Origin of the sequence: Streptomyces sp. NPDC003077, from assembly GCF_040611095.1 — a bacterium.
Taxonomy (GTDB): domain Bacteria; phylum Actinomycetota; class Actinomycetes; order Streptomycetales; family Streptomycetaceae; genus Streptomyces.
In genome coordinates this window covers 46987-73559 of the sequence record NZ_JBEXNM010000009.1, presented here as the reverse complement: position 1 = coordinate 73559, position 26573 = coordinate 46987, and the positions used below count along the sequence as shown (strand labels likewise).

Genomic DNA, 26573 nt, shown 5'->3' with positions numbered 1-26573 from the left:
GGCCTCGAAAAGGGCGGAGTGGGGGGATATTTATCGACATCGGGGACGAACGGGGCGGAAGTGGTGGAGCGGCGGGGACGGAGGGACCGGGCGTGCCATCGAGAGCGGGCCCGGACGCGCGACGGCGGTGCCGGGATCCGTGGAACCCGGCACCGCCGTAAGGACCGATCGTTCGCAGGAGGCGCCCTCATGACGGCGATTCAGCAGCCGCCCGCACGCCCTTCCTCAGGCGCGTCAGTCGCTGAGGCGCTCACCGGTGGAGGTGGAGAAGACGTGCGTCTCGCCCGGGCGCGGGACGACGTGCAGCTCGGTGCCCTTCTCCGGCACCCGGCGGCCGTCGACGCGGACCACCAGGTCCTTGGTCTCGCCGCCGACGTTCGCGGTGCCGTAGACGTAGCCGTCCGAGCCGAGCTCCTCGACGACGTTGACGGTCACGGCCAGACCGGCCGGGGCGTCCGCCGCCTCCTTGTTCAGGGTGCGGGCGGTGGCGCCGTTCTGCTCGACGATGTCGAAGTGCTCCGGGCGGATGCCGACGGTGACCGTGCGGTCGCCCTTGTCCGCGGCGGCGGCCAGCGCCTCGCGGCCGACCGGGACGACGCTGTTGCCGAACTTCACGCCGCCGTCGGTGATCGGCACCTCGACGAGGTTCATCGCGGGCGAGCCGATGAAGCCGGCGACGAAGAGGTTGGCGGGCCGGTCGTACATGTTGCGCGGCGAGTCGACCTGCTGGAGGAGGCCGTCCTTGAGGACGGCGACGCGGTCGCCCATCGTCAGGGCCTCGACCTGGTCGTGCGTGACGTACACGGTCGTGATGCCCAGGCGGCGCTGGAGGCCGGCGATCTGCGTACGGGTCTGGACGCGGAGCTTGGCGTCCAGGTTGGACAGCGGCTCGTCCATGAGGAAGACCTGCGGCTCACGGACGATGGCGCGGCCCATCGCGACGCGCTGCCGCTGACCGCCGGAGAGCGCCTTGGGCTTGCGGCTCAGGTACTCGGTGAGGTCCAGGATCTTGGCCGCGTCCTCGACCTTCTGCCGGATCTCGGACTTCGGCACGCCCGCGATCTTCAGGGCGAAGCCCATGTTGTCGGCGACGGTCATGTGTGGGTACAGCGCGTAGTTCTGGAACACCATGGCGATGTCCCGGTCCTTGGGGGGCAGGTGGGTGACGTCGCGGTCGCCGATGCGGATGGCGCCGGCGTTGACGTCCTCCAGGCCCGCGAGCATCCGCAGGGAGGTGGACTTGCCGCAGCCGGACGGGCCGACCAGGACGAGGAACTCGCCGTCCTCGATCTGGATGTCGAGCTTGTCGACGGCGGGCTTGTCGGAACCCGGGTAGATGCGGGTTGCCTGGTCGTAGGTGACCGTAGCCATGGTGAGGCGTCCCTTCACCGGCAGGAACGTGCCGGACGATCCGAGTAAAGGAGTGGTGTAGTCCACTGTTGTGGACTGCCCGTGACGCTACCTGCGCGAAGGGCCCTTGTCAGCAGGTGTTCGCACACTGGATGCGCGAACTGCCGAAGAGGTGACGGGGGGTGGGGAGGGGGCTCCGGTGGGTTGGGGACTGAGGGGTGGGGGACGGGCCGTGGTTTTCCCCGGGGTGGGGACGGGCTCTGGTTTTCCCCTGGAACGCCTTGCGGCCCGACGCGGTGGGCGTCGGGCCGCAAGGGGAGCGCGGGCGCGTGGGGAGGCCGCGGCTTTCAGCGGGGCCGGTGGCCGGTGCGCGGCGCTCGGTGGCCGGGCCCGGCTCAGTTGACCTTCGGGGGGACGAGCTGGCGCTCCTTGCCGAGGGCCGTCGTCGTCTCCGCGTAGAGGCTGAGCTCCCCGTCGGACCACCGGACGACGAGGTCGTCCGGGCGCCCGTTGGCGGTGAAGCTGCCCGCCACCGCGGCCCGGGAGTTCGGCCACAGGTTGTTCTTGGCCTGGAGCTTCTTCCCGGTGCCGGCCTTGAAGGTGGTGGACTGGCTGACGTCCTGGTAGAGCTCGCGGGTGCCGTCGGCCCAGCGGACCATGATGTCCGAGTTGGCGTTCCCGGCGAAATTGCCGGACACCAGCATGGTGGCCTGCTTCCACGAGGCGGCGGCCGGCTGGAGCCGCTTTTCCTTCGTGACCTTGTTGGCGGGATTCACATCCGTGTAAAGGGAGATTTCCCCGTCCGACCAGCGCACGACGAGATCGTCGATGGCCTGGCTTCCGTTGAAGCGGCCCGCGACGATCTGGTCCGCGTGCTGCCAGGTGGAACTGCGGGCGAGCTGCGTTTCCTTGCCGAATTTGGTCGTGGGCGACACGTCCGTGAACAGCGAGAGCTTGCCGTCGGCGAACCGCACGACCAGATCCGAGAGCTTTCCGCCGGTGAAGGACCCACCGGTGACCGCCCGGACGTTCTGCCAGTTCTTGTTGCTTCCCTGCAGCCGGCTTTCGCCGTTGAATCCGCCCAGGCCGTCACCGTGGTACACCGTGACGCCGCCGTCGGCCCACACCGCCAGCAGGTCGCCGCGGCCGTCGCCGGTGAAGTCGCCGGCGGCCAGGTACCGGGCGTTCTGCCAGGTCGAGCCGCCTTCACCGTGCATGGAGTAGGGCGTCTTGCCGCGGTTGGAGGCCCGGTCGTGGACGGCGTCGTCGTACAGCTTGAAGATGTCGTCGCCGTAGAACGGGCTGAAGGAGATCCGGTCGCTGTTGTCCGCCCGGCCGCCGCCGTTCCAGCCGCCGATGTTGCCGACGACCTTTCCCGTCCCGGTGGCGGTGTTGAAATCAAGCAGCCACGGACTTCCGGAGGTGCCGCCGTAGAAACCGGCGCAGTCCATCCGCATCTGCTGGTAGCCGGTGAGCCGGGTGGTGGCCGCGCGGTCGCATTTGATGGCCTGGTCGCCGGGATTGTGCTTGTGGTGCGGATAGCCGATGACCGTGACGGTGGTGTTGTAGCTCGGCGTGCGGGTCAGCTTGTTGGCGCCGCCCACCGCCGTCTCGACGGGCTTGCGGGCCGAATTCGGCTTCACCCGGCCGAAAGCGAAATCCAGGTCGGACTGCGGCCCGCGCAGGTTCGCCGGATAGCGGCTGTCCCGGAACCAGCGGTCCAGCGGAAACGCGCCGAAAGGCTGCTGTTCGGCGGACTTGCCCTGCTTGTACTGCGGAATGAAGACCGCGTTGCTGCCGCCGATGCAGTGCCCGGCGGTGAGAATCAGGTTGCGGCCGGGGCTCTGGACCACACTCGCCGTGCAGAAATGGGCCTCCATGGCTTGCGGCGTGGCCTTGCCGTCGCGCATGAAGAAGAGCAGACCCACCGTACGGATTCCGCCGAAATACTGACCCTTTCCGGCCACAGTACGGACGGCGGCACTCTGTACGGTCGCCACCGATCCGTATGTGGCCGGTGCGGCGGCCAGGGCCCGCACCACCGAATGGCCCGCCGAAGCGCGCACGGCAAAATTCCCGGCCGGCGTCGCCGTACCGCCGCGCGCGGGGCCGTTCCGCTCCGGTTCCACCGGCGTCGCGGAGGCGAGCCGGCGCGCCGTCCAGAATTCCTCCGCCTTCTCACTCGTCCAGGTGCGCGGCAGCCGTTCCGCCTCCGGCCGCGCCGTGAACGAGGGGCCGACCTGGGGTTTCGTGTCCGTGCCGCCCCGCACCGGACCGACAGGCGCCGCGGCGGCCCCGCCCGTACCCGAGGCGAGCAATCCGCCACCGATTCCTATGACGACGGCCGTGGCCCATCGTGAAAAACGCACACACACCTTCTTGTCGCCGTGAACGGGAACTCACGTCGTACGGGGAAGTGCCCTTCGAGGAGTTCTTCGCCCTCCGAGGGGTCCTCGGGAAGTCCCAAGGGGAACTTTCACCAGGAGGCTTCGCCAGGAGACGCGCCGGGAAGTTCCTCCGGCAGCCGCTCCGCGAAGCAGAAGCCGCTCCGCGAAGCACCGGCGGGAATTCACCGTCCCTGTTCCGGTATTCCCGGCGGAGTTCCTCGCGCCCGGTGATGTCCGGTACGCGCCGCGTCATGCTTTCCGGTCCGCGTGATGTGCCGCAACACGGGACAGTTGTTTGTGACTGGCTTCACGAACAAGTCGGGATAAAAGGATCTTGAGGCGTTCGCCGACAGGGCGGGCGGACGGGACCCGCCGTGGTGGCGCCGGGGCAGGAGCGCCGGGACGGGGCCCCTGCGCCACCGCCGCACTGTGCCGTGTCGTTCCCCGGGCGGCATCGGCTACGCTGGTCGGCGGATCGTGGGAGTCCGTTCGTACCGCTCCCGCGCCGTCCACGCCTCCTTAGCTCAGCTGGCCAGAGCAACGCTCTTGTAAAGCGTAGGTCGTCGGTTCGAATCCGACAGGGGGCTCTTTTTGTGGCCTTTCCGGCTCCGGCGCCCTCGGGCACCGGCCGGTGGCCCCTCGCCCGTCCGGAACCGTCCGGGCGGGCGTTCGTCGTTCCTGGTGGGGCGGGTGGCGGGCGAGGCGCCCTCGGGAGGCGCCGCGGGCCGGGCCTGTCCGCCGGTTCGCGGGGGGTGCGCGGGCGTACATTCACGCCATGACGACTTCGAATGCGGCTCCTATGACACGTGAGGACTACGAGCGGCGGATGACCCGGGCGGGGCACGCCGCGGCGGACGCCGGGCTGGCCGGGGTGATCGTGACCCCGGGGCCGGATCTGGCCTGGCTGTGCGGGTACGAGCAGACCACGGGCGAGCGGCTGACCGCCCTGGTGATCGCCCCCGGGGCGCGGCCCCGGATGCTGGTTCCCGCGCTGGAGCGGGGGGACATCGAGCGCGCGCCGGGCGCCGGCGCGGTGGACCTGACGGGGTGGACCGACGGCGCGGACCCGTATGCGGCCATGGCCGAACTCCTCGCCGGAGACGGCCGTTACGGGATCTCCGACTCGGCGTGGGCGATGCACGTCCTCGGCTTCCAGCGGACGCTGCCGGGCACGTCCTACGCGGCGCTGACCGAGGCGCTGCCGATGCTGCGGGCGGTCAAGGACGCGCACGAGGTGGAGCGGCTGGCGGCGGCCGGCGCGGCGGCGGACGCCGTGTACGAGGAGATCCTCAAGGTCCCGTTCTCGGGGCGGCGGGAGCGCGAGGTGGCCGCCGACCTGGACCGTTTGCTGCGGGAGCACGGGCACAGCCAGGTGGACTTCACGATCGTCGGATCGGGTCCCAACGGCGCCAACCCGCACCATGAGGCGGGCGATCGGGTCATCGAGGAAGGCGACATGGTCGTTCTCGACTTCGGTGGGCTCAAGGACGGCTACGGATCGGACACCAGCCGCACCGTTCACGTCGGGGAACCGACGCCCGAGGAGCGCAAGGTGCACGACATCGTGCGCGAGGCGCAGCAGGCGGCGTTCGAGGCGGTGCGGCCCGGGGTGGCGTGCCAGGAGATCGACCGGGTGGCGCGCAAGGTCATCAACTCCGCGGGCTACGGGGAGTACTTCATCCACCGCACGGGCCACGGCATCGGCGTCACCACGCACGAGCCGCCGTACATGGTGGAGGGCGAACACCTGCCCCTCGTACCGGGGATGTGCTTCTCGATCGAGCCGGGCATCTACCTGCCCGGGCGGTTCGGCGTGCGGATCGAGGACATCGTGACGTGCACGGAGACGGGCGGGCGACGGCTGAACAACACGGCGCACGGGATGGGGATCGTGAGCTGAGCGGTTGCCGGTTGGGCCGCTGACCGGGGGGCGGCGGTGGGGGCTCGGGGTGTTCCGGCTCGGCGCGTCTGAGAGGCGCGCCGAGCCGGTGTCATGGGGGAGCGGTGTGGCCTGTGGGGGGCGCTGCCGCTGCCGGGGGAGGTAACGCGGACGAGGCCGGGTCGGGGTCAGGGGATCAGGACGACCTTGCCGATCGTGCCGCGGTTCTCCAGCGCGCGGTGTGCCGCCGCCGCCTCGGCCAGCGGGAAGCGGTGTACCGCCGGGACGAGCCGGCCGGCCGCCGCCTCGGCGAGCGACTCGGTCTCCAGCGTCCGGAGCGGGTCGGGGCCGCCGACGTTGGCCAGCATGGGCGGGCCGACGACGACCTGGGAGGTGATGCCCAGGTCCGCCGCTTCCACCGTGTCGAGTTCGGGCTGGTCGTTGCCGGTCATCCCCGACGACTTGCCGAAGACCAGGTGACGGCCGCCGCGGGCCAGGAGGAGGGCGGTGGCGCGGCCGGTCTCGCCGCCCACGGAGTCGAAGGCGATGGTGGCGCCGGGCAGCCCTCGGGCGTCCAGGAAGGCGCGGACGCGGGTCGGCCAGTCGTCCTCCTTGTAGTCGACGGTGAGGTCGGCGCCCAGGGCGCGCACGTGGTCGACCTTGGTGGGCCCGCCCGCCAGACCGACGACCGTGGCACCGGCGTTCTTGGCGTACTGGACGATCAACTGGCAGATACCGCCCGCCGCCGCCGTGACGATCACGGGGTCGTCGGCGGTCGGTTCGGCGAAGCGCAGGATGCCCATGGTGGTGCGGCCGGTGCCGATCATGGCGACGGCCGCGCCCTCGTCCATGCCCTCGGGGATCTCGTGCAGCTTCTCGGCGGCCACCACGGCGACTTCGGCGTACCCGCCCGGGACCATCCCCAGGTGGGCGACCACGCGCCGGCCCAGCCAGGCGGGATCCGTGCCCTCCCCGAGGGCGTCGACCGTGCCCGCGACCTCGCGGCCGGGGATGGTGGGCAGCTCGGGCGGCTGGTGGCCGGCGCCGGGCAGGCCCTGCCGGAAGACGGTGTCGATGACGTGCACCCCGGCCGCGGCGACCGCGATGCGGACCTGGCCGGGGCCCGGCTCCGGGGCTTCGGTCTCCTCGTACGTCAGGTTCTCGGCGGGGCCGAAGGCGTGCAGGCGGACGGCGTGCATGGGGGCTCCTGATGGGCGTGCGGGTGGTAGGTGCGGTGGTGCGGGTGGTGTGGGTGGTGCGTTGGTGATCCGCGCCGCGTACAGCCTCCGACCTCAAGTTGACTTGAGGTCAAGTGGGTTGGGTGTGTTTCCCCGCGCGCCTTCCGGTGCCAGGTGGTTGCGGCGGGGTGTTTTCCCCCGCGTGCCTACTGGTGCCAGGTGGTCGCGGCGGACCGGGGAGCCTTCCGGTGCGGGTGGGCGCCGGGGGCTGGGGCGCCTCGGGGTGGGAGGTCGGCGCGGGCCGCCGCGACTTTCGGGTGGGAGGCGCCGCAGGTCGGCGGGGAGGGTGCCATAGCCCTGCGTGCCTTTTCGGACGGGACGCGCCCGTGGCCCGGCATCCTCCTCCCCGCCGTTCTTACGGGGCGTTCAGAGCGTGGCGCTCGTCCGCTGCTTCCTGAGGGCGCGGAGGGCGAGGGTGCTGGCCTCGATGGCGCTGCTGAAGGACACCTCGCTGAGGATGCCGGGCGCCGCCACCTGGTCACCCGCCAGGTAGACACCGTCTCCGCGGTCGATGGCGGGGCGGTCGCGCCAGGTGGTCCCGGGGAGGTCCACCGCGCCCGTACGGCCGTTGGACAACGCCTCGTTGCGCCAGGTGGAGCGTTCCCGCCAGCCGGGGAATCCGGCGTCCAGGAGGCGCTCGGCGCGGGTGATCCCGTCGGCGCGGCTCTCGTCCGGCGCGATGCCGACCTGGCCCTGGATGAGCTGCTCACCGCGCGGCGCGAGGCCCGGGTCCTGGGCGGTGAACCGTTCCACCCAGCCGGAGAAGTCCAGGCCGGAGACGACGAACGGATCACCGCGCCGGGACCGCAGGGCGAGATCGAGCAGCACCGTTCGGGCGCTGCTCCAGGTGAGCGAGGCGTCCTTGAGGAGGGCGCGGGCGGAATCCAGGTGCGTGGCGACGATGACGGGACCGTTCTCGGGCAGGGCGTCGACACGCGCGCCGGTTTCGATCCGCACGCCGAGGGAGCGTGCCCGTTCGGCCATCCGGGCGATGAGTTCGCCCCAGCCGCCGCGGATGTAGTGCGCCTCTGGAGGGAGCGCGGTTCCCCGGCGCAGCCTTTCCTGGACGAAGGCCGCGGAGAGCAGCCCGGGGTCGTGATGGAACGTCGCGACACCCATGTAGTTGGAGGCGGCCACGGCGACCTCCTCGCCGACCCGTTCGGTGGCCCAGGTGCGGAAGTCCTGGTCCACCGGGGCGTCCTGGTAGCGGCGCAGCCGCAGCAGCATGGGGAGCGGAGGGAGCCGGTGCAGCGTGCCGTCGCGGTGGAAACGCAGGCGGGCGCCCTCGCGGAGCGGGAGCGGGGCGATCGGCTGGAGCAGGCCGCGCTGCTTGAGCCACCCCCAGTGGGGTCCCTTGCTGTAGATCGCGTGCGGGCCGTCGTTGGTGCGGTACGGGCCGTCGGCGGTACGGGCCCGGCCGCCGAGGGACTGGTGGGCCTCGTAAAGGGTGACGGTGGCGCCGGCCTCGGCGGAGGAGATGGCGGCGGTCAGACCGGCGAAGCCGCCTCCGATGACGGTGATGGTCCGGGTCATGGGTGGACTCCTGTTCTTGATGTTCTTGATGTGGTTGGAGAGTTGTGCGGTGTCGTGGGTGCTCGGTGGTGCGGTGGTGCGGGTGGCTGGGAAAAGGGCCGGTCGTGGACTTGGCGGGTGGGGAGTCGGTGGGTGTGGACTGAGCGGGTGTGGGCGCGGGGTCGGGACGGTGCCGGCGAGGGCGGGTGGGGGACCGGGCCGGAGCCGGCGGTGGAGGGAGGGCGAGGGGCAGGGTGTCGGGGGCGGCATCGGGGTCTCGTGGGCTCTCGTGGACTTGGACGGATGGGACGGCGGGAAATGTGACACGGCCGGCCCGCGGTGAGCGTTCCCGCAGGTCAGGCCGTGTGGGAGGGGCGTTGTCAGTGCCGGGGTGCATGATGCTTTCGTCCGGCGGGGGACGGGCCGGGCGGACGAGGCGGGGGAACGGGGGAGTGAACGTGAGGGGATGTGACGCGGGGCCGGGACGTGCGCGATGCGGGCCGCGGGCGTGGCGGGCGGCACGGGCCCGAGGACCGGGGCGCGGCTGCGGGCCGGGTGCCGGGCGTGGGGGCGCCGGACGGGCCTCCGGCGGGCGGGCACACGGGGCGCTGCGGCCGGGGCCGGCGGGGCCAGGCGTCAAGCCGTACGGGGAAACGGCGCCGCCCACGGGCCCGCGGCGGCCTTCCGGAGCGCGTGGGGGAGCGCCCCGGGCTCGGTGGCGGAGAAGACTCCGGGCGTGCGGGGGCGCGGTATCGGGCCGGTGGGGGAGGTGCCGGGCGCGTACGGGAACGCTGTGGGCCCGGTGGCACGGGCTTCGGGTGTACGGGGCGAGGGTGACGGGTCGGCGGGGGAGGCGCCGGGCGTTTACGGGAACGGTGTGGAGCCGGTGGTGCGGGCTTCGGGTGTACGGGGCGGCGGTGACGGGTCGGCGGGGGAGGCGCCGGGCGTATACGGGAACGCTGTGGGCCCGGTGGTGCGGCCTTCGGGCATACGGGGCGAGGGTGACGGGTCGGCGGGGGAGGCGCCGGGCGCATACGGGAACGGTGTGGAGCCGGTGGTGCGGGTTCCGGGCGTACGAGGGGGCGGTGCCGGGCCGGAAGCCAGGAGTCCCGTTTCAGAGCCACGAGAAAGGTAGCGGGGGCGGCCCGGCGGCTCGGCCCAGGTGTGGCGGAGGGATGCTCCGGTGGCGGTCAGACGCGGGGGAAGCGAGCCTGGAGGTCCCAGATGACGGGGTTGTCGGCGAGCCCGTCGTGCAGATCGGTGAGGTCGGCGATCACGTCATGAAGGAAATCGCGGGCCTCACGGCGCAGGGCGGCGTGGTTGAAGGTGAGCGGCGGCTCGTCGGCCGGCATCCAGTCGGCGGTAACGTCCACCCAGCCGAAGCGGCGCTCGAAGAGCATCCGGTCGGTCGACTCCGTGAAGTCCAGTTCGGCGTACTGCGGCTGCGCGGCGCGGCTGCCGCGGGGGTCGCGATCGATCCGCTCGACGATGTCGCACAGGGCCCACGCGAAATCCAGGACAGGAACCCATCCCCAGGCTGTGGACAACTCCCGGTCCGCCCGGGTGTCGGCGAGATACACATCACCGGCGAACAGGTCGTGGCGCAGCGTCCGTACGTCCGCGGTGCGGTAGTCCGTCTGCGGCGGGTCCGGAAAGCGGCGGGAAAGGGAATAGCCGAGGTCGATCACGGGATCGATGGTGCCACGCGCGCACGGTTGATCGTTCCGATGACTACAGGCCACGAGTACGGGGCCATGAGTACGAGGCCATGAGTACTAGGCCATGGGCCGACGAAGGGCGGCTCTGACGGCTCTCGGCGACGGGCCCCCACCACGGGCCTCGACGACAGGACGCGAGGGCAGGCCTGAAGGACGGAACGCAGCAAGGTCTCAGCGACGGATCTCAGCAAGGGGGAGAGGATCATGGCGCATTCCACGAGGAGACGGGCGGCGGTCGCGGTGCTCACGACCACCGCGGTGCTGGCGCTGCCGGCACTGCCGGCGTCCGCGGTCTCCGCACCCGGTGCCTTCCGGGCCCCGACGGCCGGCGTCGCCGAAGGGGGCGGAGGGGGCGAGAGCGCCGGGATGGCGCACGGCTCCGGGAAGGGGCACGGTTCCGGGAACTGGCGGGGCGGATGGGCGGCGTCGGCGCAGGCTCCGAGCCCCTCGCCCGGCAGGAACTGGTCCGACAAGGGCTTCGAGCGGCAGACGGTCCGCCAGGTGGTACGGCTCAGCACGGGCGGCTCCCGGGTCCGGATAGAGCTGTCCAACCGGTACGGCGGCACCCCGCTGACGATCACCGGGGCGACCGTCGCGCGCACCGCCCAGGGCGCGTCGGTACGGCCCGGATCGGTGAGGGACCTGTCCTTCGCGCGTACCCGGTCGGTGACGGTCCCCGCGGGCGGCGAGGTGCGCACCGACGCACTGCCGCTGAAGGTCAGGGCCCTGGAGTCGCTGACGATCACGCTCTACCTGGCCGGTCCGACGGGCCCCGCCACCCACCACTCCCTCGCGTCCGCCACGAGCTACCGCGCGGCGGGTGACCACCGTTCCGACGAGGGGGCCACGGCCTTCAAGGAGACCTCCGCGTCCTGGTACTACCTCTCGGGCGTCGAGGTGTCCGGTGGCGGGCCGGTGCGCCGGGACGGCGTGGTCGCCTTCGGTGACTCGATAACCGATGGGCACGGCTCCACGCGCGACCGCAACAACCGCTGGCCCGACGAACTGGCGGAGCGGTTCGCGGCCACCGGCCATCCGCGCAGCGTCGTCAACCACGGCATCAGCGGGAACCGGCTCGTCAACGACTCCCCGACGTCGGGCGAGAAGGCGGTGGCCCGGTTCCGCAAGGACGTGCTCAATGAGCCGAACGTCCGGTGGGTGATCCTGCTGGAGGGGATCAACGACATCGGGAGGAGCGGGGTGGGTGGCGCTCCGGACGTGACGGTGAGTCAGTTGATCAATGCCCAGAGGTCGTTGATCCGGCAGGCGCACGCCAAGGGCATCGAGGTCATCGGTGCGACGCTGACACCGTTCAAGGGTGCCGGGTACTACTCCGAGCGCGGCGAGGCCAAGCGGGACGCGCTGAACGACTGGATACGGACCTCCGACGAGTTCGACGGCGTCCTGGATCTGGACCGCGCGCTGGCCGACCCCGCCGACGGGGACCGGATGGCCCCGGCCTACGACACGGGGGACCACCTGCACCCGAACGACGCCGGTTACCGGGCCATGGCCGAGGCCGTGGACCTCGACGAGCTGTAGGAGGAATCGGAAGAGCGCGGTGGGGGTGAGGCTGGCAAAGCCGGGCCCGGGGCCCCACCCCGACCGCGCCATCCGACCGCCCCACCCCGACCGCGCCATTCCGACCGCCGTCACCTCGACCGCGCCCCATCTCGACCGCACCCACCCCGTCGTCCCTACGGCAGCGTCAGCACCCGCGGGCCGTCGTTCGTGATGGCGACCGTGTGCTCGAAGTGGGCGGCGCGGCTGCCGTCCATCGTGCGGAGGGTCCAGCCGTCCGCCGCCGGGTAGTAGTCGTCGCCGCCTCCCGCCAGGAACATCGGCTCGATGGCGATGACCAGCCCATGGCGGAGGACGAGCCCCCGTCCGGGGCGGCCCTCGTTGGGCACCGCCGGGTCCTCGTGCATGTGCCGGCCGATCCCGTGGCCGCCGAAGTCGGCCGCGATGCCGTAGCCCGCCGCGCGGCCGATGCTGCCGATCGCGTGGGCGATGTCGCCGATGCGGGCGCCGACGACGGCCGCCGCGATCCCGGCCTCCAGCGCCTGCCGGGTGGTGTCCATCAACCGCACGTCCTCCGGGCGGGGCGTACCGACCGTGAAGCTGACGGCCGCGTCCCCGGCCCAGCCGTCGACGATCGCGCCGCAGTCGACGCTCACCAGGTCGCCGTCCCGCAACGCGTACGTACTCGGTATGCCGTGCACGATCGCGTCGTTGACGGAGACGCAGAGGACGGCGGGGAAAGGGGTGGGGGCGAAGTCGGGCCGGTAACCGAGGAACGGTGAGGTGGCGCCGGTCTCGCGCAGGACCGTACGGGCCACCTCGTCCAGGTCCACCAGCCGCACTCCGGGTGCGGCGGCGGCGCGGACCGCCTCCAGCGCGGTGCCCACCACCCGTCCGGCCGCCCGCATCGCGTCCAGTGCCGCATCCGTCTTGATCTCGACCATCAGGCCCCAGCCCTTCTCCGTGCGCGTCGAACGCGCCGTGCGCCAATTCTTATACCGGTATTTGTTTACCGGTATTAGTATCACGGGCATGGTGCGCACTCCACTGACCCCTGACGAGCGGGAACGCGGCGAGCGACTGGGCGCGCTGCTGCGCGAGGCCCGGGGCGACCGCAGCATGGTCGAGATCGCCGCGGTCGCCGGCCTGTCCGCCGAGACGCTGCGCAAGATCGAGACGGGCCGGGCGCCGACCCCGGCGTTCTTCACCGTGGCCGCCCTCGCCGGCGTGCTCGGCCTCTCGCTGGACGAGTTGGTGGCCCTCGTCATGCCGGAGGGCGACGGGAGGGCGGGCGAGTCTCCCGGACATGCCATCGGCGAAATGGCCGCCTGACCGCGTTCCGGAGCGGCGGGACGGAAGGCCCGGTGGGCGAAAGCACCGGCGGGGACGTGCCGGGCGCGGCCCGTGGCAACGCGAAGGCGCCCGGTCGGGTAACCCGACCGGGCGCCTTCTCACGCGTCGCGCCGACGCGTCCGGCCGCCGGCTCGGAGCGCTGCGTCTGTACGGCCGCGCCCCGCCTATCTGCGCGCGGGGCGCGTGGAACTCGTCGATCCGGACCTCCCCGGCCCCACGCCGACGCCGTCCGCGCGGACCGAGGATCGGGCGGGCCGCGCGACGGCTCGGCTCAGGGCCGGTTCAAGCTCGGCCCGGACGTCGACGCTGGGACGCTGACGCGCTCAGACGTCGACGCTGGGACGTTGACGCGCTCACATGTCGACGCTGGGACGTCGACGCTCAGGCATTGACCTCAGACGTTGACGCCGAAGTCCTGGGCGATGCCCACCAGGCCCGAGGCGTAGCCCTGGCCCACCGCGCGGAACTTCCACTCGGCGCCGTTGCGGTACAGCTCGCCGAAGACCATGGCGGTCTCCGTCGCGGCGTCCTCGCTGAGGTCGTAGCGGGCGATCTCGGCGCCGCCGGCCTGGTTGATGATGCGGATGAAGGCGTTGCGGACCTGGCCGAAGTTCTGGCCGCGGTTCTCGGCGTCGTAGATCGAGACCGGGAAGACGATCTTCTCGATCTCGGCGGGCAGCGCCGCGAGGTTGACGTTGATCTGCTCGTCGTCGCCCTCGCCCTGACCGGTCAGGTTGTCGCCGGTGTGGACGATGGACTGGTCCGGGGTGGCCTTGTTGTTGAAGAACACGAAGTGCTGGTCCGAGAAGACCTTGCCGGCCTGGTTGACCGCGATGGCGCTGGCGTCGAGGTCGAAGTCGGTGCCGGTGGTGGTGCGGACGTCCCAGCCGAGGCCGACCGTGACGGCGGTCAGGCCCGGCGCCTCCTTGGTGAGCGAGACGTTGCCGCCCTTGGACAGGCTTACAGGCATGGGAATGTCCCTTTCCTCGTCGAATGCGTCGGTGCCTCGTACTGCGGACGAAGCTACCGTCACCCAGCACAACGCCTGCAGAGGACCGGGAGGTTCCGGCCCTCTTTACTTTCTTTGCCAGCTTCTGATGCCCTCCCCGGCGTGACGCGGCAAGGCGCACGGCGAACGGGTCGGAACGGGGAGGAAAAGAAGGTGACGGCGCGGGGGTGCGGGCGGGATCATGGGGGTATGTCCGGGCCCTATCTCATCCGCGGTTCGGTCGCCCTGCCGGAGGCCGAGCTCGACTGGCGCTTCTCGCGGTCCTCCGGACCGGGCGGCCAGCACGTCAACACCTCCGACAGCCAGGTCGAGCTGCGGTTCGACCTCGCCGCCACGCAGGCGCTGCCCGAGGTCTGGAAGGAGCGCGCGCTCCAGCGGCTGGCCGAGCGCGGTCGGCTGCTGAACGGCGCCGTGGTCTCCGTGCGGGCCTCCGAGCACCGTTCCCAGTGGCGCAACCGCGAGACGGCGGCGGTACGGCTGGCGGCCCTGCTGGCCGAGGCGTCCGCGCCGCCCCCGAAGCCGCGCCGCAAGAGCAAGGTTCCGCGCGGGATCAACGAGCGGCGGCTGCGGGAGAAGAAGCAGCGCGGGGACGTCAAGCGCGGCCGTTCGGGGCGGGACTGGGGCTGACGAGCGGTTGCCGTGGGGGCCTCCGAGGCCCCCGGTGCCGGGCCGCGTGTCCCTTCGGTCCGCGTGTCCTTCGGGCCTCCGCTGCCGGGCGATCTGTGCGGCCCTTGAGTTTGTGTTGCCCCCGCGCATCCGTCCGGTGATCGGGGGCGCCCCGGGAGTGCGTGTGCGGGTTCTGGGGCGGGTGGGGGTGATGTAGGGACCCGGTGAACGCCGGGGGCGTTGTCCTCAATCGCCGGACGGGCTTGAATTTGCCGGGCCGCCGCCCATCAGCCGAGCTGGATGGGAAGGAAAGGTCGGGCGAAACCGAGCCGTCAGAGGAAGGCCGGGCGGAAACAAGCCGCCAGGGGGGCCGGGCGAAGCCGAGGCGCCAGGGAAAGGTCGAGCGGCGCCAAGTCGCCAGGGAGGCCAGCCGGAGCCGAGGTGCCTGTCCCCTGGGCCCGTGCCCCCGGCTCACCCTCACCCAAGCTGCCGGTACCGCCCCCGGAAGTACGTCAGCGGTCCGCCGTCCGCGCTCGGGGTCGAGGCCGACAGGACGCGGCCGATGACGAGGGTGTGGTCGCCGGCTGTGACGCGCTGTTCGGTGCGGCATTCCAGGACCGCGAGTGCGCCGCCGACCAGAGGGGCGCCGGCCTGTTCGCCTCGTACGTAAGGGATGTCCTCGAAGAGCAGTCGGTCGCTGATGCGGCCCTTCATGGCGAAACGCCCGGCAATGTGCCGCTGGCTCTCCGACAGCACGGAAACCGCCCAGAGCGGCTGCCGCTCCAAAAGGTCGTCCATGCGCGACTCGTTGCGAACGCTCACCATGACGAGCGGCGGTTCGAGCGACACCGACATGAAGGCCGTGGCGGTCATGCCCACGTCCTCGCCGCGCGGCCCGTCCTCCGGATCGTGCGCGGTGACCAGGACGACCCCGGCGGCCAGGCGGGACAAAGCGGCACGGAACTCGTCGTCACTCACCCCACCAGAATGCGGGATGCCGACGGGATGCGGGATCGTCCCCGCGTCCGGAGTGGTGCCGGGGTCCGGAGTGGTGCCGGTGGCCCGTTCCGGCGCGTCACTCTCGGTGACGTGGTGACGGAGCGTCCCCGGCCCCGGTGAGACCCCGGCGGGCGGGGTGGGCGCGAGCGCCACGACCGGCGTGTCCGGGGCCGCGGCCGGTGTCCCCGGGGCCGTGACCGGCGCGTCCGGCCCGGTCGGGGACGCGGTCCCGGCGGGCGGGGACGGGGCGGCGTGGGGCGTGGGGGCGGGGACGTCGGCAGCGGATTTCGTCAACACGACGTGAACGCTAATCGGACCGGCGGCCCGCCCGCATCGGGCCCTGGGACCAGCCGCGTCCTAGGGCTGACGACGGAGCCGCCCAGGTGCCTCCTTTGTGTCCCGACTTGTGTGCGGATTTGCGTTCATGAAGTGGAGAAGGGGGTGAGAGCAAACGGTCACCGTTGAGCGGACGAGATCGTTCACGCACCGCCAACTGATCGACACGTTCTGTGACTTGAGTCACAGCGGGCAGTAATTGTTGACCCTGTGTACCGAGTGGGCAGCTCACTGTGATTCAGTGGCCGTGGAATGAGGACGACAAAGTATCCAGGAGTTGCTGTCGAGGTCTCAGGGAGAGCGAGCGATGGAGACCGAGTCGGAGCCATACGTCCGTCTTGCGACCCTGCGGCAGCTACACCAAGTGGTCGCCGATCTGAACACCCAGCGCAGTCTGGCGGACACCTTGCAGGCCGTGGCCGACGGAGTGGTCAACGGGCTCGGCTATGAGCTGGCCGCCGTCAATCTCGTCCGGCCGGACGGCGATCTCGTGGTGGCCGCGGTGGCCGGGAGCGCGGGCGCTGAGGCGCTGATGGCCGGGCGCGTGGGGTCCCGCGCGTCCTGGGATCGCCGGCTGGCCATGGGGGAGCGCTGGGGGGACCTGCACTTCATCCCGTACAGCGAGGGCTGGGTGCTGGACGGCGACGACGTGCCGTCCTGGCACAGCGCCGGGCCCGCGCCCCGCTTCCCCGACGAGTGGCATCCCATGGACCGCCTCTACGCGCCGATGTACGCGCCGTCGAACGGGGGCGGCGAGCTGCTGGGCGTGATCTCGTTCGACAAGCCGCGCAACGGCCGCCGTCCGGGGGCGTGGGGCCGGGAAGCGATGCAGATGTACGCGTTCCAGTCCGCGATAGCGATAGGGAACGCCCGGCTGCGGGCGAACATGCAACGCGCCCTGGTGCGGCTGGAGCGCGAACAGCAGGCGCTGCGCGCCAGTGAGGAAAGCTTTCGCCAGGCGTTCGAATACGCGCCCAGCGGGATGGCCATCGCGGAACTGGGCGGCGACCAGCACGGCCGCCTGGTCCGGACGAACGACGCGCTGTGCCGACTGCTCGGCCGCTCCGCCTCCGTCCTGCGCCGGTACTCCTTCTCCGACCTCGTCCACCCCGAGGACATCGGGACGCTGCTGCGGACCTCCGCCGAGGGCGGGCGCGCGGAGCTGCGGCTCTCCCGCCGCGACAACACCTACATCTGGGTCTCGCTGCGCAACTCCGTGGTCGCCGACACCGCCGACGGCCCCCGCTTCCTCCTGACGCACGTCGAGGACATCGAGGACCGCAAGCGCCACGAGCTCCAGCTCGCGCACCGGGCCAGCCACGACTCGCTGACCGGCCTCCCCAACAGCGCCGAACTGCGCGCCCGCCTCTCCGCGCGGCTGTGCTCCCGTCCCTCCGGCCCGGCGGCGGACGTGTACGCCTCGGCGCACGCGTACCAGGAGACGCACGGTTACCGTCCGGACGGGCCCGAGGTCTACGACGGGTTCGACGGCTTCGAGGGCACCACGGGCCCGTACGACCATCACGTCCACACCGTCGCCCCCATAGAGGGCCGGGAGGACGACGGCACCAAAGGGCTCGCGGTGCTCTTCTGCGACCTGGACGGCTTCAAGGCGATCAACGACCGGTTCGGGCACCACACCGGGGACGCAGTGCTCATCGAGGTCGCCCGCCGCCTGACCAACGGCGTCCGGGACGGCGACACGGTCGCCCGGCTGGGCGGGGACGAGTTCGTGGTGCTCGCCGACGGGCTGGGCAAGGCGGACGCCCAGGACCTGGCCGTCCGGCTGCGCAACGCGATCATTCCGCCGATCCGGGTGGACGGCAGGTCGGTACGGGTCGGCGCCAGCTTCGGCATCGGCTGGGCGAGCTGCGGGATGTCGGCCGAGGAAGTGCTCCAGTCCGCCGACCAGCGGATGTACGTCGAGAAGCGGTCCCGCAGCAAGGCGAACCGGCGGGCCGGCTGAGGGGGCGGGCGGCCCGCCCTTCGGGGAGGGGCGGCTCGTCGCATCCGCGCCGGGGTGACTCGTCGCTCCGGCCAGGGGCGGCGGCTGTCGTACGGGGCTGGGGGGCTCGTCCTCGTGCGCTGCCGACGTCCGCGTCCGGCGTCCTTCGGATGCCCGCCCCATGCCCTGCCGACGTCCGCGTCCGGCGTCCTGCGGGCGTCCGTCCCATGCCCTGCCGACGCCCGTGCCCAGCGCCCTGCGGGCGTCCGCCTGGTGCCCCGTCGGCGCCCCCGCTCGTCGTCCGTGGGCGAGTGCGCCCGTCACTCTGTAGCGATCTTGTAGCCGTCCGGAGACCGCGTGCTGTCCCCCGAACGGGGTAGCCTGCTTCGGTGCGGCGTGACGCCGCGGGGGGCCGGGAGCCAACGGGCGCACCGCACGCGGACCGCTGCGCGTACCGCCGCGGACGCCGCGTGCCAGGGCCCCGCACGTCCTGTGCGGAGACGCCGCGCGGAGCGTGTACCGACCGCCAGGGACACCACGTACAGACCGCTGGGGAGTGACACGGAATGACGGCCGGCAACAACGGCGCGGGCACGCCGGAGAACGACGACCCGTTCGCCTACCTCTACCGCAGCGAAGGCGGCGAGGGCGGCGGGCAGGGCTCGGCGGGCGACGGCACGGCGCCGCGGCAGCCGGGCGTCCCGCGCACCTCGTACAACCACGTGCGCGCCGTCGGCGAGCGCCAGTACGGCGCCCCGCGCCCGGCCCCGCAGCAGCAGCCGCCCGGGCAGCAGCAGGCGTACGGCCAGCAGCAGGGCTACGGGCAGCCGAACGCGCATTACGCCGCCCCCGAGACCCTCCCGGGCGGCGACCGCCGCTCCGGACCGCCCGCCGGCCGCCCGGGCGCCCCGGGTCAGCCGCCCCGCCGCAACCGCAACGGCCTGCTGATCGGCGCCATCGCGGTGGTGGTCGTCGTCTGCGCCGGAATCGGCGTCGCGATGATCAAGAACTCCGGCAACACCAAGGGCGACGAGGTCAAGGCCAACAGCACCAGCACCACGGCCGCTCCCAAGAAGAGCCCCCCGCCCGAGCCCAAGGGCACCCCCACCGCCACGCCCCCGGCCGAGCTGCCCAAGCAGGACGCGGCGACGCTGCGGCTCAGCCCCGAGGCGAGCACGGACACCTCGGTGTCCGGCGCCAAGGCGTCGAACGGCGCGTACGTGCAGCTCAACAAGGTCGGCGCGGCCGTGACCTGGTCGGTGGAGATACCCCAGGACGGGCAGTACACGCTGTTCGTCAACTACGGCGTTCCGGGCAAGGACGCCAAACCGCACCTGTCGATCAACGGCCAGGGCGACCGGACGATCAACATGGGCAACTTCGCCGAAGCGCCGGAAGGCGCCTGGGACAAGGGCTGGACCCACACCTTCGCCTACGTCGAGTTCAAGAAGGGCACCAACACCATCAAGATCTCCTGCGAGGACGGGGACCCGTGCGGGGTCAACCTCGACCAGGTGTCCGTGCTCAAGGGGTGGGTGAAGAACTGAGGAGGCGGGCCCGTACGGCGAACGGGGACGCTCCGGCGGCCCATCCTGTAGGGGGACGCTTCGGTGCCGCCCGTCCCGTAGGGGACCGCCCGGTGCCGCCCTTCCCATAGGGGACCGCCCGATTCCGGCCGCCCGGCGCCGCTCACCTCGTAGGGGTGCGCGGCGCCCGTCTCGTACGGAGTGGCCCGTCGTCCCTCGTAGGGGATCGACGAGACCCCTTACGGAACCCCCCTCACCCCGCCCGCACCGAACTCTCCGCGACCGTGACCCGCGGCAGCAGCTCCTCGTACGTCGCGCGGTCGAACTCGCCCGCGGCGGGGGCGCGGACCGTCGCCGCCGACAGGGCCACCGCGCGCACCAGCCGGTCCTCCCAGGAGAGCCCCTCCACCAGGCCGGACAGCAGACCGGCCACGGCCGAGTCGCCGGCGCCGGTCGGGTTGCCGGCGATGCGCTCGGGCGGACCGGCGCGCCAGGCGCCGTCCGCGGTGACGGCGAGCATCCCCGCCGCGCCCAGGGAGGCGGCGACGGCGTGCGCGCCGCGCCGTCGGGCGTCGCGGGCGGCGCGCAGCGGCTCGGTGTGGCCGGTGAGCGCGGCCAGCTCGTCGGCGTTGGGTTTGACGAGGTCGGGGCGGGCGGCGAGGCCGCGGCGCAGCGGTTCGCCGCTGGTGTCCAGCAGGACGGGCACCCCGGCCGTCCGGGCGGCGCGGGTCAGGCGCGCGTACACGTCCACGGGGACGCCCGGGGGGAGGCTGCCGCACAGCGCCACCGCCCGCGCGTCGGCCAGCAGGTCGCGGTAGGTGTGCAGGAAGGTCCCCCACTCGGCGGGGGTGATCGCCGGGCCCGGCTCGTTGAGCTGGGTGGTGTCGCCGGTGGACGCGTCCACCACGGCGATGGTGCGCCGGGTCGGGCCGCCGACCGGCACCAGCGCGTCGGTGACCGCCGTCTCCCGGGCGAGCAGCCCGCGCAGCGCCGCCCCGGTGCCGCCGCCGACGAATCCGGTGACCACCGCGTGGTGTCCGAGGGCGGTCAGCACCCGTGCCACGTTCAGGCCCTTGCCGCCTGGGCGCTCGGCGGTCTCGGCGACCCGGTGCGTGGTGTGGGGGCGGAGTCGGGGTACGCGGTAGGTGATGTCGAGGGCGGCGTTCAGCGTGACCGTGAGGATCATGGGTTCCCCCTTCCCGGGCCATGGCGGACTGGTCCGCGCGAGCGGCGGCTCCCGGCCGGCCGGGAGCGCGCCGGACCGGACGCGGGCGGGTGTCCGTCCGGCCACCCGGTCATCAAACCGGCCGAGCGGCGGGGCGGCCAAGAGTCCGAACCAACCAAGCAGCCGGGCTGCCGACCCGCAAATCAGCCGAACGGCCGATGCCGGAGCGCGGGTGAGTGATCATGCCATCGGCAACGGCGGTTGGCCCAGTCCCGGGACCAACCGCCGTTTCGCTGCCTATGGGTGCACTCGTAGTACCGGGCGGGCCGCCCCTAGGGGTCGACTAGTACCGGGCGGGCCGCCCCCCCTAGGGATCGACTAGTACCGGGCGGGCCGCCCCTAGGGATCGCCCCCCAGGCTCCGCGCCACAGGGGGGACCGATCACCCGCCCCCCCCGCGCTGTTAGCCCGCCACCCCCGGCTTCACGATCCACTCGCCCTTGCGCATGACGCCGACCAGTTCGTACGCGCCGTCCAGCACCACGAGGTCCGCGTCCTTGCCCGGCTCCAGGGAGCCGACCCGGTCGCCGATGCCCAGCAGGCGGGCCGGGGTGGCGGACAGCGCCTGGACGGCCTGCTCGATCGGCAGCCCGTCGATCGTCACCGCGCGCTGGAACGCGCGGTCCAGCGTGAGCGTGGAACCGGCGATGGACCCAGCCGTCGGGCCGCCCGCGATCCGTGCCACACCGTCCTTGACCTCGACCTCCATGGGGCCGAGCGGGTACATGCCGTCGCTCATCCCGGCCGCGCCCATCGCGTCGGTGATGAAGGCGACCCGGTGCGCGCCCGCGTCGCGGAAGGCGAGCTCCAGGACGGACGGGTGCAGGTGGGTGCCGTCGTTGATCAGCTCGACGGTGACCCGCTCGTCCTCCAGGAGGGCGGCGATCGGCCCGGGGGTGCGGTGGTTGAGCCCCGGCATCGCGTTGAACAGGTGGGTGGCGACGGTGGCGCCCGCCTCGATGGCCTCGCGGGTGGCGTCGTACGAGGAATCGGTGTGCCCGATGGCGGCGATCACGCCGGCGTCGGCGAGCATCCGGACGGACTCCAGGCCGCCGGGCAGCTCGGGGGCGAGCGTCATCATCTTCGCGGTGCCGCGGGCGGCGTCCACGAGCTTGCGCACGTCGGAGGGGTCCGGGTCGCGCAGCAGCTCGGGCTGGTGGGCGCCGCAGCGGTGCGGGGAGATGAACGGGCCCTCGAAGTGGATGCCGGCCAGGTCGCCCTGCTCGACCAGTTCGGAGAGGACGGCCGCCTGGCGGGCCAGGTCGTCCAGGTCGCCGGTGACGGTGGAGGCGACCATGGAGGTGGTGCCGTGGCGCCGGTGGGTGCCGGCGACCCGCAGGCACTCCTCCGGGTCGGCGGAGGAGAAGCTGCCGCCCCCGCCGCCGTGCACGTGCAGGTCGACGAAGCCGGGGACGACGAGGTGCCCCGGCAGGTCGAGCACCACGTCACCGGGTCGGCCACCGGGGGCGCCCGCGTCGCCGTCCGTGATCCGCGCGCCCTCGACCGTGATCCGGCCGCCCTCGACGACGCCGGTGGGCAGCACCACGTGGGCGCCGGTCAGGACGGTACGTCGGCCGCTCGGGGACGTTTCCCCGTCAAGTTGCTGCGCCATCAGGCAGTTACCTCCGTGGAGAGAAGATCCCAGGCGAGCAGACCTGCGCCCAGGCAACCGGCGGCGTCCCCGAGTGCTGCCGGAACGATCGAGGGGAGCCGCTGGAACGTGATGCGCTCGCGCACCGCCTCCCGCAGCGGCGCGAACAGCGTCTCGCCGGCTTCGGCGAGCCCGCCACCGATGATCAGGGTGTGCGGGTCGAGCAGGGTGATGCCGGTGACCAGCCCGTCGGCCAGCGCGCCGACCGCCGCCCGCCACACGGCCAGCGCGCGCTCGTCGCCGGACTCGACGGCCTTGGCGGCGTCCGCGGCGGTGGCCTCCGGATCGCCGCAGGCCACGGCCCAGGCGCGGCCGACGGCGGCGGCGGAGGCCAGCGTCTCCAGGCAGCCGCGCTGTCCGCAGCCGCACAGCGGCCCGTCCGGGCGGACGACGATGTGGCCGATCTCGCCGGCGCTGCCGTGCGCGCCCGCCTCGATCCGGCCGCCGATGCCGATGGCGCCCGCGATCCCGGTGCCCAGCGGGACGAACAGGAAGCGGTCGGCGCCCCGGCCCGCGCCGATGCGGCCCTCGGCGAGGCCGCCGGTGCGGACGTCGTGGCCGAGGGCGACGGGGACGCCGCCCAGCCGCTCGGAGAGCAGGGCGCGCATCGGGACGTCGCGCCAGCCGAGGTTGGCGGCGTAGACGGCGATGCCGCCCGCCTCGTCGACGATGCCGGGGACGGCGACGCCGGCCGCCGACGCCGGGGTCCCGAACCGCTCCTCTCCGATCGCGCGCAACTCGGACGCGAAGGCGAGGATGGCCTCGACGACCGCTTCGGGGCCGCGTTCCCGGCCGGTGGGACGCCGCGCCTCGTACAGAAGCGTGCCGTCGGCCCCTGCCAGGGCGGCCTTCATGCCGGTGCCGCCCACATCAAGGGCGATGACGTGTCTCACGGGTACAGTTTCGCGCGATTCCGCATTAAAGGTCTAGTCCACTCGCGGAGGATCGCTGATCCGGGGTGGTGCGGGGGCACGGAAGGCACTCCCAAGGTGACCCCCGGCCGATCACCCGGCGCCGCCTCTCCCCGGATCCGCCCGGAATCCGGCCGACGCGTCCGTTCCCGCATGTCAGGCCGCTGTGGGAAGGGTGGTGCGGAAGTGGTACAGGGGGTGGTGTACACCTTGTGGGGGCAATCGGGGGAGACTCGCGGTTCATGCCGATCGGCGACGACCGCCGACGCGCGGGGACGACCCCGGCGAGCGAGCACGGGACACTCGGGACATAAGGGCGGTAATGGCAGTGCAGCGGCGGTACCTGGGCCTGGCAGCGGTGGGACTCTCCACGGCCATGACGCTGACCCTCTCCGCCTGTGGCAGCGGGGCCGGAGCGGGCGGCGACGTCACGCTCACGCTCGTCGCCGCGGACTACGGCGACAACGAGGCCAACTCCTCGCGCCACTACTGGGACGAACTGGCCCGCGCCTTCGAGAAGCAGAACTCCGGCATCAAGATCGACGTCCAGGTCTACAGCTGGGAGGAGGTCGACAAGAAGGTCGAGGACATGGTCAAGGCCGGGAACGCCCCGGACATGGCCCAGATCGGCGCCTACGCGGACTACGCCGCCCAGGGCAAGCTCTACAGCGCCGACGAGATGCTCTCCATACCCGTCCAGGCCGACTTCACCACCTCCCTCGCGGAGGCCGGCGAGTACAACCGGATCCAGTACGGGATGCCCTTCGGGGCCAGCACCCGGCGCCTCTTCTACAACAAGAAGCTGTTCGCCGCGGCCGGCATCTCCCAGCCCCCGCAGAGCTGGGACGACATCGCCCGGGACGCCGCGCTCCTGAAGGCCAAGGGCGTCAAGATGCCGTACGCGCTGCCGCTCGGCCCCGAGGAGACCCAGGCCGAGACCCTGATGTGGATGCTCAGTGGCGGCGGCAACTACATCGACAGCATCGGCAAGTACACGATCAACTCGCCGGAGAACATCAAGACCTTCGAGTGGCTCAAGAAGGACCTGGTCGGCAAGGACCTGACCGGCGGCGACCCGGCCAAGCTCAACCGCCAGCAGGCGTTCGACGCCTTCGCGGCCGGCGAGGTCGGCATGCTCAACGGCCACCCCACCCTGATGAAGCAGGCCGAGGCGAAGGGCGTCGACTACGGCACCGTCGACCTCCCCGGCGTCAACGGCAAGGCGAAGGCCACCATGGGCGTCGCCGACTGGATGATGGCTTTCAAGCAGAAGGGCCACCGCGACCAGGTCGGCAAGTTCCTCGACTTCGTGTACAGCGAGAAGAACGTCATGAAGTTCTCCGGCGACTACGGGCTGCTGCCGGTCACCGTCTCCGCCTCCGAGGCGATGATGGCCGACCAGAAGTACGCCAAGCTGCACAGCTTCCTCAAGCAGCTCGCCAACGCCGAGTTCTACCCCTCCAACAAGACCTCGTGGCCGCTGGTCAGCAAGACCCTCAAGGCCAAGATGGGCACCGCCGTCGGCCCCAACGGCAACCCCGGCGGCGTCCTGACCGACATCCAGAACACGGCGGACGAGGCGGACAACAAGGCGAAGTGAGGCCGGACCGGCGGGGGCGCGACGCCTCCGCCGGGCCTTCGGCGCGGGACGCGATGCCTCTGCCGGACGGGCTCCGCACCTCGGCCTGGACGGGCTCCGCACCTCGACCTGGACGGGCTCCGCGCCCCGGCCGGAACGAACCCGCCGCCCCTCCCCGCACGAATCCGCCGTTGTCAGACCCCCCGCTTATCGTGGAACCGTGATGACGAGCGGGACGGGCGGCGACGAGGGACGGGCCGGCGGTGCGGGCGGCACCCCGCTCCCGCCCCGGGACGCCGCCTCGCTCCCGCCCCGGGACGCCCCCCAGCCCTCGCCCCGGGATGCCGCCCCCCTCTCGTCCAGGGACGTCGCGGTGCTGGGCGTCGAACGCCGCTCCTGGCCCGGCCCCGGCGCCAAGGAACGCGCCATACGCGAACGCCTGGGCATCTCCCCCACCCGCTACTACCAGCTCCTGAACGCCCTCCTGGACGATCCCCGCGCCCTCGCCCACGACCCCGTCACGGTCAACCGCCTCCGCCGCCTCCGCGAGTCCCGCCGCGCCCGACGGTGACGAGGCCGCCCGCGGGCACCACCGAACGGCCCGACGACCGCGGGCCGCCGACACCGGAACGACACGGCCACCCGGCGAGCGAACGGCCGGACGACCGCGGGCCGCCGACGCCGGAACGACACGGTCCCCCGGCGAGCGAACGGCCGGACGACCGCGGGCCGCCGACACCGGAACGACACGGCCACCCGGCGAGCCGATACCGGAACCGGACCGCCCACCACCCCTCACCAGGCAATTCCCCGTCCCCGCCGCACCCGGGACCCGCCCCACGCCCCTCCGGAACGCCTCATGCCCCCATACGCCCGTCGTGCGCCCGTGCGCGACCGGTAGTGTCAGCGGCATGGGCAGCCCCCCGAACGCTTTGCCGACGCCGGTCACCGCCGCCGGCCGTGACGGTCTCGCCGCGCTGCTGGACCGCCCGGACCGGGCCGTGATCGCCCTTGACTTCGACGGCACGCTCGCCGCCATCGTCCCCGACCCCGAGAAGGCCCGCGCCTATCCCGGCGCCGTCCCCGCGCTCGCACGCCTGGCGCCGCGGCTGTGTTCCGTGGCGGTCGTCACCGGCCGCCCCGCGGGCGTCGCCGTGCGGCTCGGCGGCTTCGCGGACGTGCCCGGCCTGGACCACCTCGTGGTCCTCGGCGCGTACGGAGCCGAACGCTGGGACGCGGCCACCGGCACCGTACGGGCCCCCGCGCCACCTCCCGGCGTCGCCGCCGTCCAGGCCGAGCTCCCCGGCGTCCTGGACCGCTCCGGTGCCTGGCACGGCACGTGGGTGGAGGACAAGGGCCGGGCCATCGCCGTCCACACCCGGCGCGCGCCGGACCCGCAGGGCGCCTTCGACCGGCTGCGCGACCCGCTGTACGAGCTGGCCGAGCGCCACGGCCTGATCGTCGAGCCGGGCCGCCTGGTCCTGGAGCTGCGCCCGCCGGGCATGGACAAGGGCGTCGCGCTGGCGGAGTACGTGCGCGACGTGGGCGCGTCCACGGTCCTGTACGCGGGGGACGATCTCGGCGACCTGGCCGCGTTCGGCGCCGTGGACAAGCTCCGGTCGGACGGCCTCGCCGGGGTGCTGGTGTGCAGCGGCAGCGCGGAGGTCACCGAGCTGGCCGACCGCGCCGACCTGGTGGTGGACGGCCCACCGGGCGTCGTCGCCCTCCTGTCCGCCCTCGGCGACCGGCTCGCGGAACGGACGGCCTGAGGAGCCGACCCGGGCGCCGGGCCGGGCAGAGCCCACCCGCGCCCCGGGACAACCTGAGCT

The 26573-nt window shown here is 72.6% G+C and carries 20 protein-coding genes and 1 tRNA gene; 10 read left to right on the top strand and 11 right to left on the bottom strand.

Annotated elements, in window-relative coordinates:
* Positions 1–234: 234 nt before the first annotated feature.
* A complete protein-coding gene (gene ugpC, locus ABZX96_RS08940; RefSeq protein WP_355540223.1) occupies positions 235–1371 on the bottom strand; it encodes a sn-glycerol-3-phosphate ABC transporter ATP-binding protein UgpC in 1137 nt (378 codons plus the stop codon).
* Between the two features lie 374 nt (positions 1372–1745).
* Positions 1746–3719, bottom strand: a complete 1974-nt coding sequence (locus ABZX96_RS08935) for a trypsin-like peptidase domain-containing protein (RefSeq protein WP_355540220.1) — start codon at positions 3717–3719, stop codon at positions 1746–1748.
* 531 nt (positions 3720–4250) lie between these two features.
* Between ABZX96_RS08935 and ABZX96_RS08930 the strand changes: the two genes are divergently transcribed.
* Both ABZX96_RS08930 and ABZX96_RS08925 read left to right on the top strand, forming a co-directional pair.
* A tRNA-Thr gene (locus ABZX96_RS08930) sits at positions 4251–4324 on the top strand.
* Between the two features lie 212 nt (positions 4325–4536).
* Complete coding sequence (locus ABZX96_RS08925) at positions 4537–5637, top strand: aminopeptidase P family protein (protein WP_355540526.1); 1101 nt, start codon at positions 4537–4539, stop codon at positions 5635–5637.
* A gap of 167 nt (positions 5638–5804) precedes the next feature.
* Here ABZX96_RS08925 and ABZX96_RS08920 read toward each other — a convergent pair whose 3' ends face one another.
* The 3 genes from ABZX96_RS08920 to ABZX96_RS08910 form a co-directional block, all read right to left on the bottom strand.
* Positions 5805–6815 carry a zinc-binding dehydrogenase gene (locus ABZX96_RS08920; protein ID WP_355540217.1) on the bottom strand — a complete coding sequence of 337 codons (1011 nt, stop codon included), beginning with the start codon at positions 6813–6815 and terminating at the stop codon, positions 5805–5807.
* A 405-nt stretch (positions 6816–7220) separates the two neighbouring features.
* On the bottom strand, positions 7221–8387 hold the full coding sequence (locus tag ABZX96_RS08915) for an FAD-dependent oxidoreductase (protein WP_355540214.1): 1167 nt from the start codon (positions 8385–8387) through the stop codon (positions 7221–7223).
* A gap of 1169 nt (positions 8388–9556) precedes the next feature.
* Complete coding sequence (locus ABZX96_RS08910; protein WP_355540211.1) at positions 9557–10054, bottom strand: hypothetical protein; 498 nt, start codon at positions 10052–10054, stop codon at positions 9557–9559.
* Between the two features lie 234 nt (positions 10055–10288).
* Between ABZX96_RS08910 and ABZX96_RS08905 the strand changes: the two genes are divergently transcribed.
* Positions 10289–11626, top strand: coding sequence for an SGNH/GDSL hydrolase family protein (locus tag ABZX96_RS08905; RefSeq protein ID WP_355540208.1), 1338 nt, complete (start codon positions 10289–10291; stop codon positions 11624–11626).
* A gap of 155 nt (positions 11627–11781) precedes the next feature.
* Here the strand turns inward: ABZX96_RS08905 and map are convergent, their stop codons facing one another.
* Positions 11782–12549: a type I methionyl aminopeptidase gene (gene map / locus ABZX96_RS08900; protein ID WP_355540205.1), complete on the bottom strand. Its 768-nt coding sequence runs from the start codon at positions 12547–12549 to the stop codon at positions 11782–11784.
* An 88-nt stretch (positions 12550–12637) separates the two neighbouring features.
* Here map and ABZX96_RS08895 point away from each other — a divergent pair, with 88 nt between their 5' ends.
* Positions 12638–12937 (top strand): helix-turn-helix transcriptional regulator, encoded by a 300-nt coding sequence (locus tag ABZX96_RS08895; protein WP_355540202.1) that lies wholly within the window; start codon positions 12638–12640, stop codon positions 12935–12937.
* A gap of 415 nt (positions 12938–13352) precedes the next feature.
* On the opposite strand, the gene ABZX96_RS08890 is transcribed toward ABZX96_RS08895, so the two are convergent.
* A complete protein-coding gene (locus ABZX96_RS08890; RefSeq protein WP_355540199.1) occupies positions 13353–13928 on the bottom strand; it encodes a TerD family protein in 576 nt (191 codons plus the stop codon).
* A gap of 228 nt (positions 13929–14156) precedes the next feature.
* Here ABZX96_RS08890 and arfB point away from each other — a divergent pair, with 228 nt between their 5' ends.
* Positions 14157–14594, top strand: coding sequence for an alternative ribosome rescue aminoacyl-tRNA hydrolase ArfB (gene arfB, locus ABZX96_RS08885; protein ID WP_355540196.1), 438 nt, complete (start codon positions 14157–14159; stop codon positions 14592–14594).
* A gap of 456 nt (positions 14595–15050) precedes the next feature.
* Here arfB and ABZX96_RS08880 read toward each other — a convergent pair whose 3' ends face one another.
* Positions 15051–15587 carry a flavin reductase family protein gene (locus tag ABZX96_RS08880; RefSeq protein WP_355540523.1) on the bottom strand — a complete coding sequence of 179 codons (537 nt, stop codon included), beginning with the start codon at positions 15585–15587 and terminating at the stop codon, positions 15051–15053.
* A 628-nt stretch (positions 15588–16215) separates the two neighbouring features.
* Here ABZX96_RS08880 and cdgB point away from each other — a divergent pair.
* Together cdgB and ABZX96_RS08870 are read left to right on the top strand one after the other, a co-directional pair.
* Positions 16216–17874 carry a diguanylate cyclase CdgB gene (gene cdgB, locus ABZX96_RS08875; protein WP_355540193.1) on the top strand — a complete coding sequence of 553 codons (1659 nt, stop codon included), beginning with the start codon at positions 16216–16218 and terminating at the stop codon, positions 17872–17874.
* 545 nt (positions 17875–18419) lie between these two features.
* Positions 18420–19400: a carbohydrate-binding protein gene (locus ABZX96_RS08870; protein ID WP_355540190.1), complete on the top strand. Its 981-nt coding sequence runs from the start codon at positions 18420–18422 to the stop codon at positions 19398–19400.
* A gap of 232 nt (positions 19401–19632) precedes the next feature.
* On the opposite strand, the gene ABZX96_RS08865 is transcribed toward ABZX96_RS08870, so the two are convergent.
* From ABZX96_RS08865 to ABZX96_RS08855, 3 genes are all read right to left on the bottom strand, one after another.
* Positions 19633–20565: a 1-phosphofructokinase family hexose kinase gene (locus tag ABZX96_RS08865; protein WP_355540187.1), complete on the bottom strand. Its 933-nt coding sequence runs from the start codon at positions 20563–20565 to the stop codon at positions 19633–19635.
* Between the two features lie 441 nt (positions 20566–21006).
* Positions 21007–22215 (bottom strand): N-acetylglucosamine-6-phosphate deacetylase, encoded by a 1209-nt coding sequence (gene nagA, locus ABZX96_RS08860; protein WP_355540184.1) that lies wholly within the window; start codon positions 22213–22215, stop codon positions 21007–21009.
* Complete coding sequence (locus ABZX96_RS08855; protein ID WP_355540181.1) at positions 22215–23147, bottom strand: ROK family protein; 933 nt, start codon at positions 23145–23147, stop codon at positions 22215–22217. The genes nagA and ABZX96_RS08855 overlap by 1 nt, the downstream gene beginning before the upstream one ends.
* A gap of 346 nt (positions 23148–23493) precedes the next feature.
* On the opposite strand from ABZX96_RS08855, the gene ABZX96_RS08850 reads away from it, so the two are divergent.
* The 3 genes from ABZX96_RS08850 to otsB all read left to right on the top strand — a co-directional run bounded on the left by ABZX96_RS08850 (position 23494) and on the right by otsB (position 26513).
* The gene (locus ABZX96_RS08850) at positions 23494–24765 is read left to right on the top strand and encodes an extracellular solute-binding protein (protein WP_355540520.1); all 1272 of its coding nucleotides are present in this window, start codon (positions 23494–23496) and stop codon (positions 24763–24765) included.
* Between the two features lie 199 nt (positions 24766–24964).
* Positions 24965–25315 carry a DUF3263 domain-containing protein gene (locus ABZX96_RS08845; protein WP_355540179.1) on the top strand — a complete coding sequence of 117 codons (351 nt, stop codon included), beginning with the start codon at positions 24965–24967 and terminating at the stop codon, positions 25313–25315.
* 340 nt (positions 25316–25655) lie between these two features.
* Positions 25656–26513 (top strand): trehalose-phosphatase, encoded by an 858-nt coding sequence (gene otsB, locus ABZX96_RS08840; RefSeq protein ID WP_355540176.1) that lies wholly within the window; start codon positions 25656–25658, stop codon positions 26511–26513.
* The last annotated feature ends 60 nt before the right edge of the window (positions 26514–26573 follow it).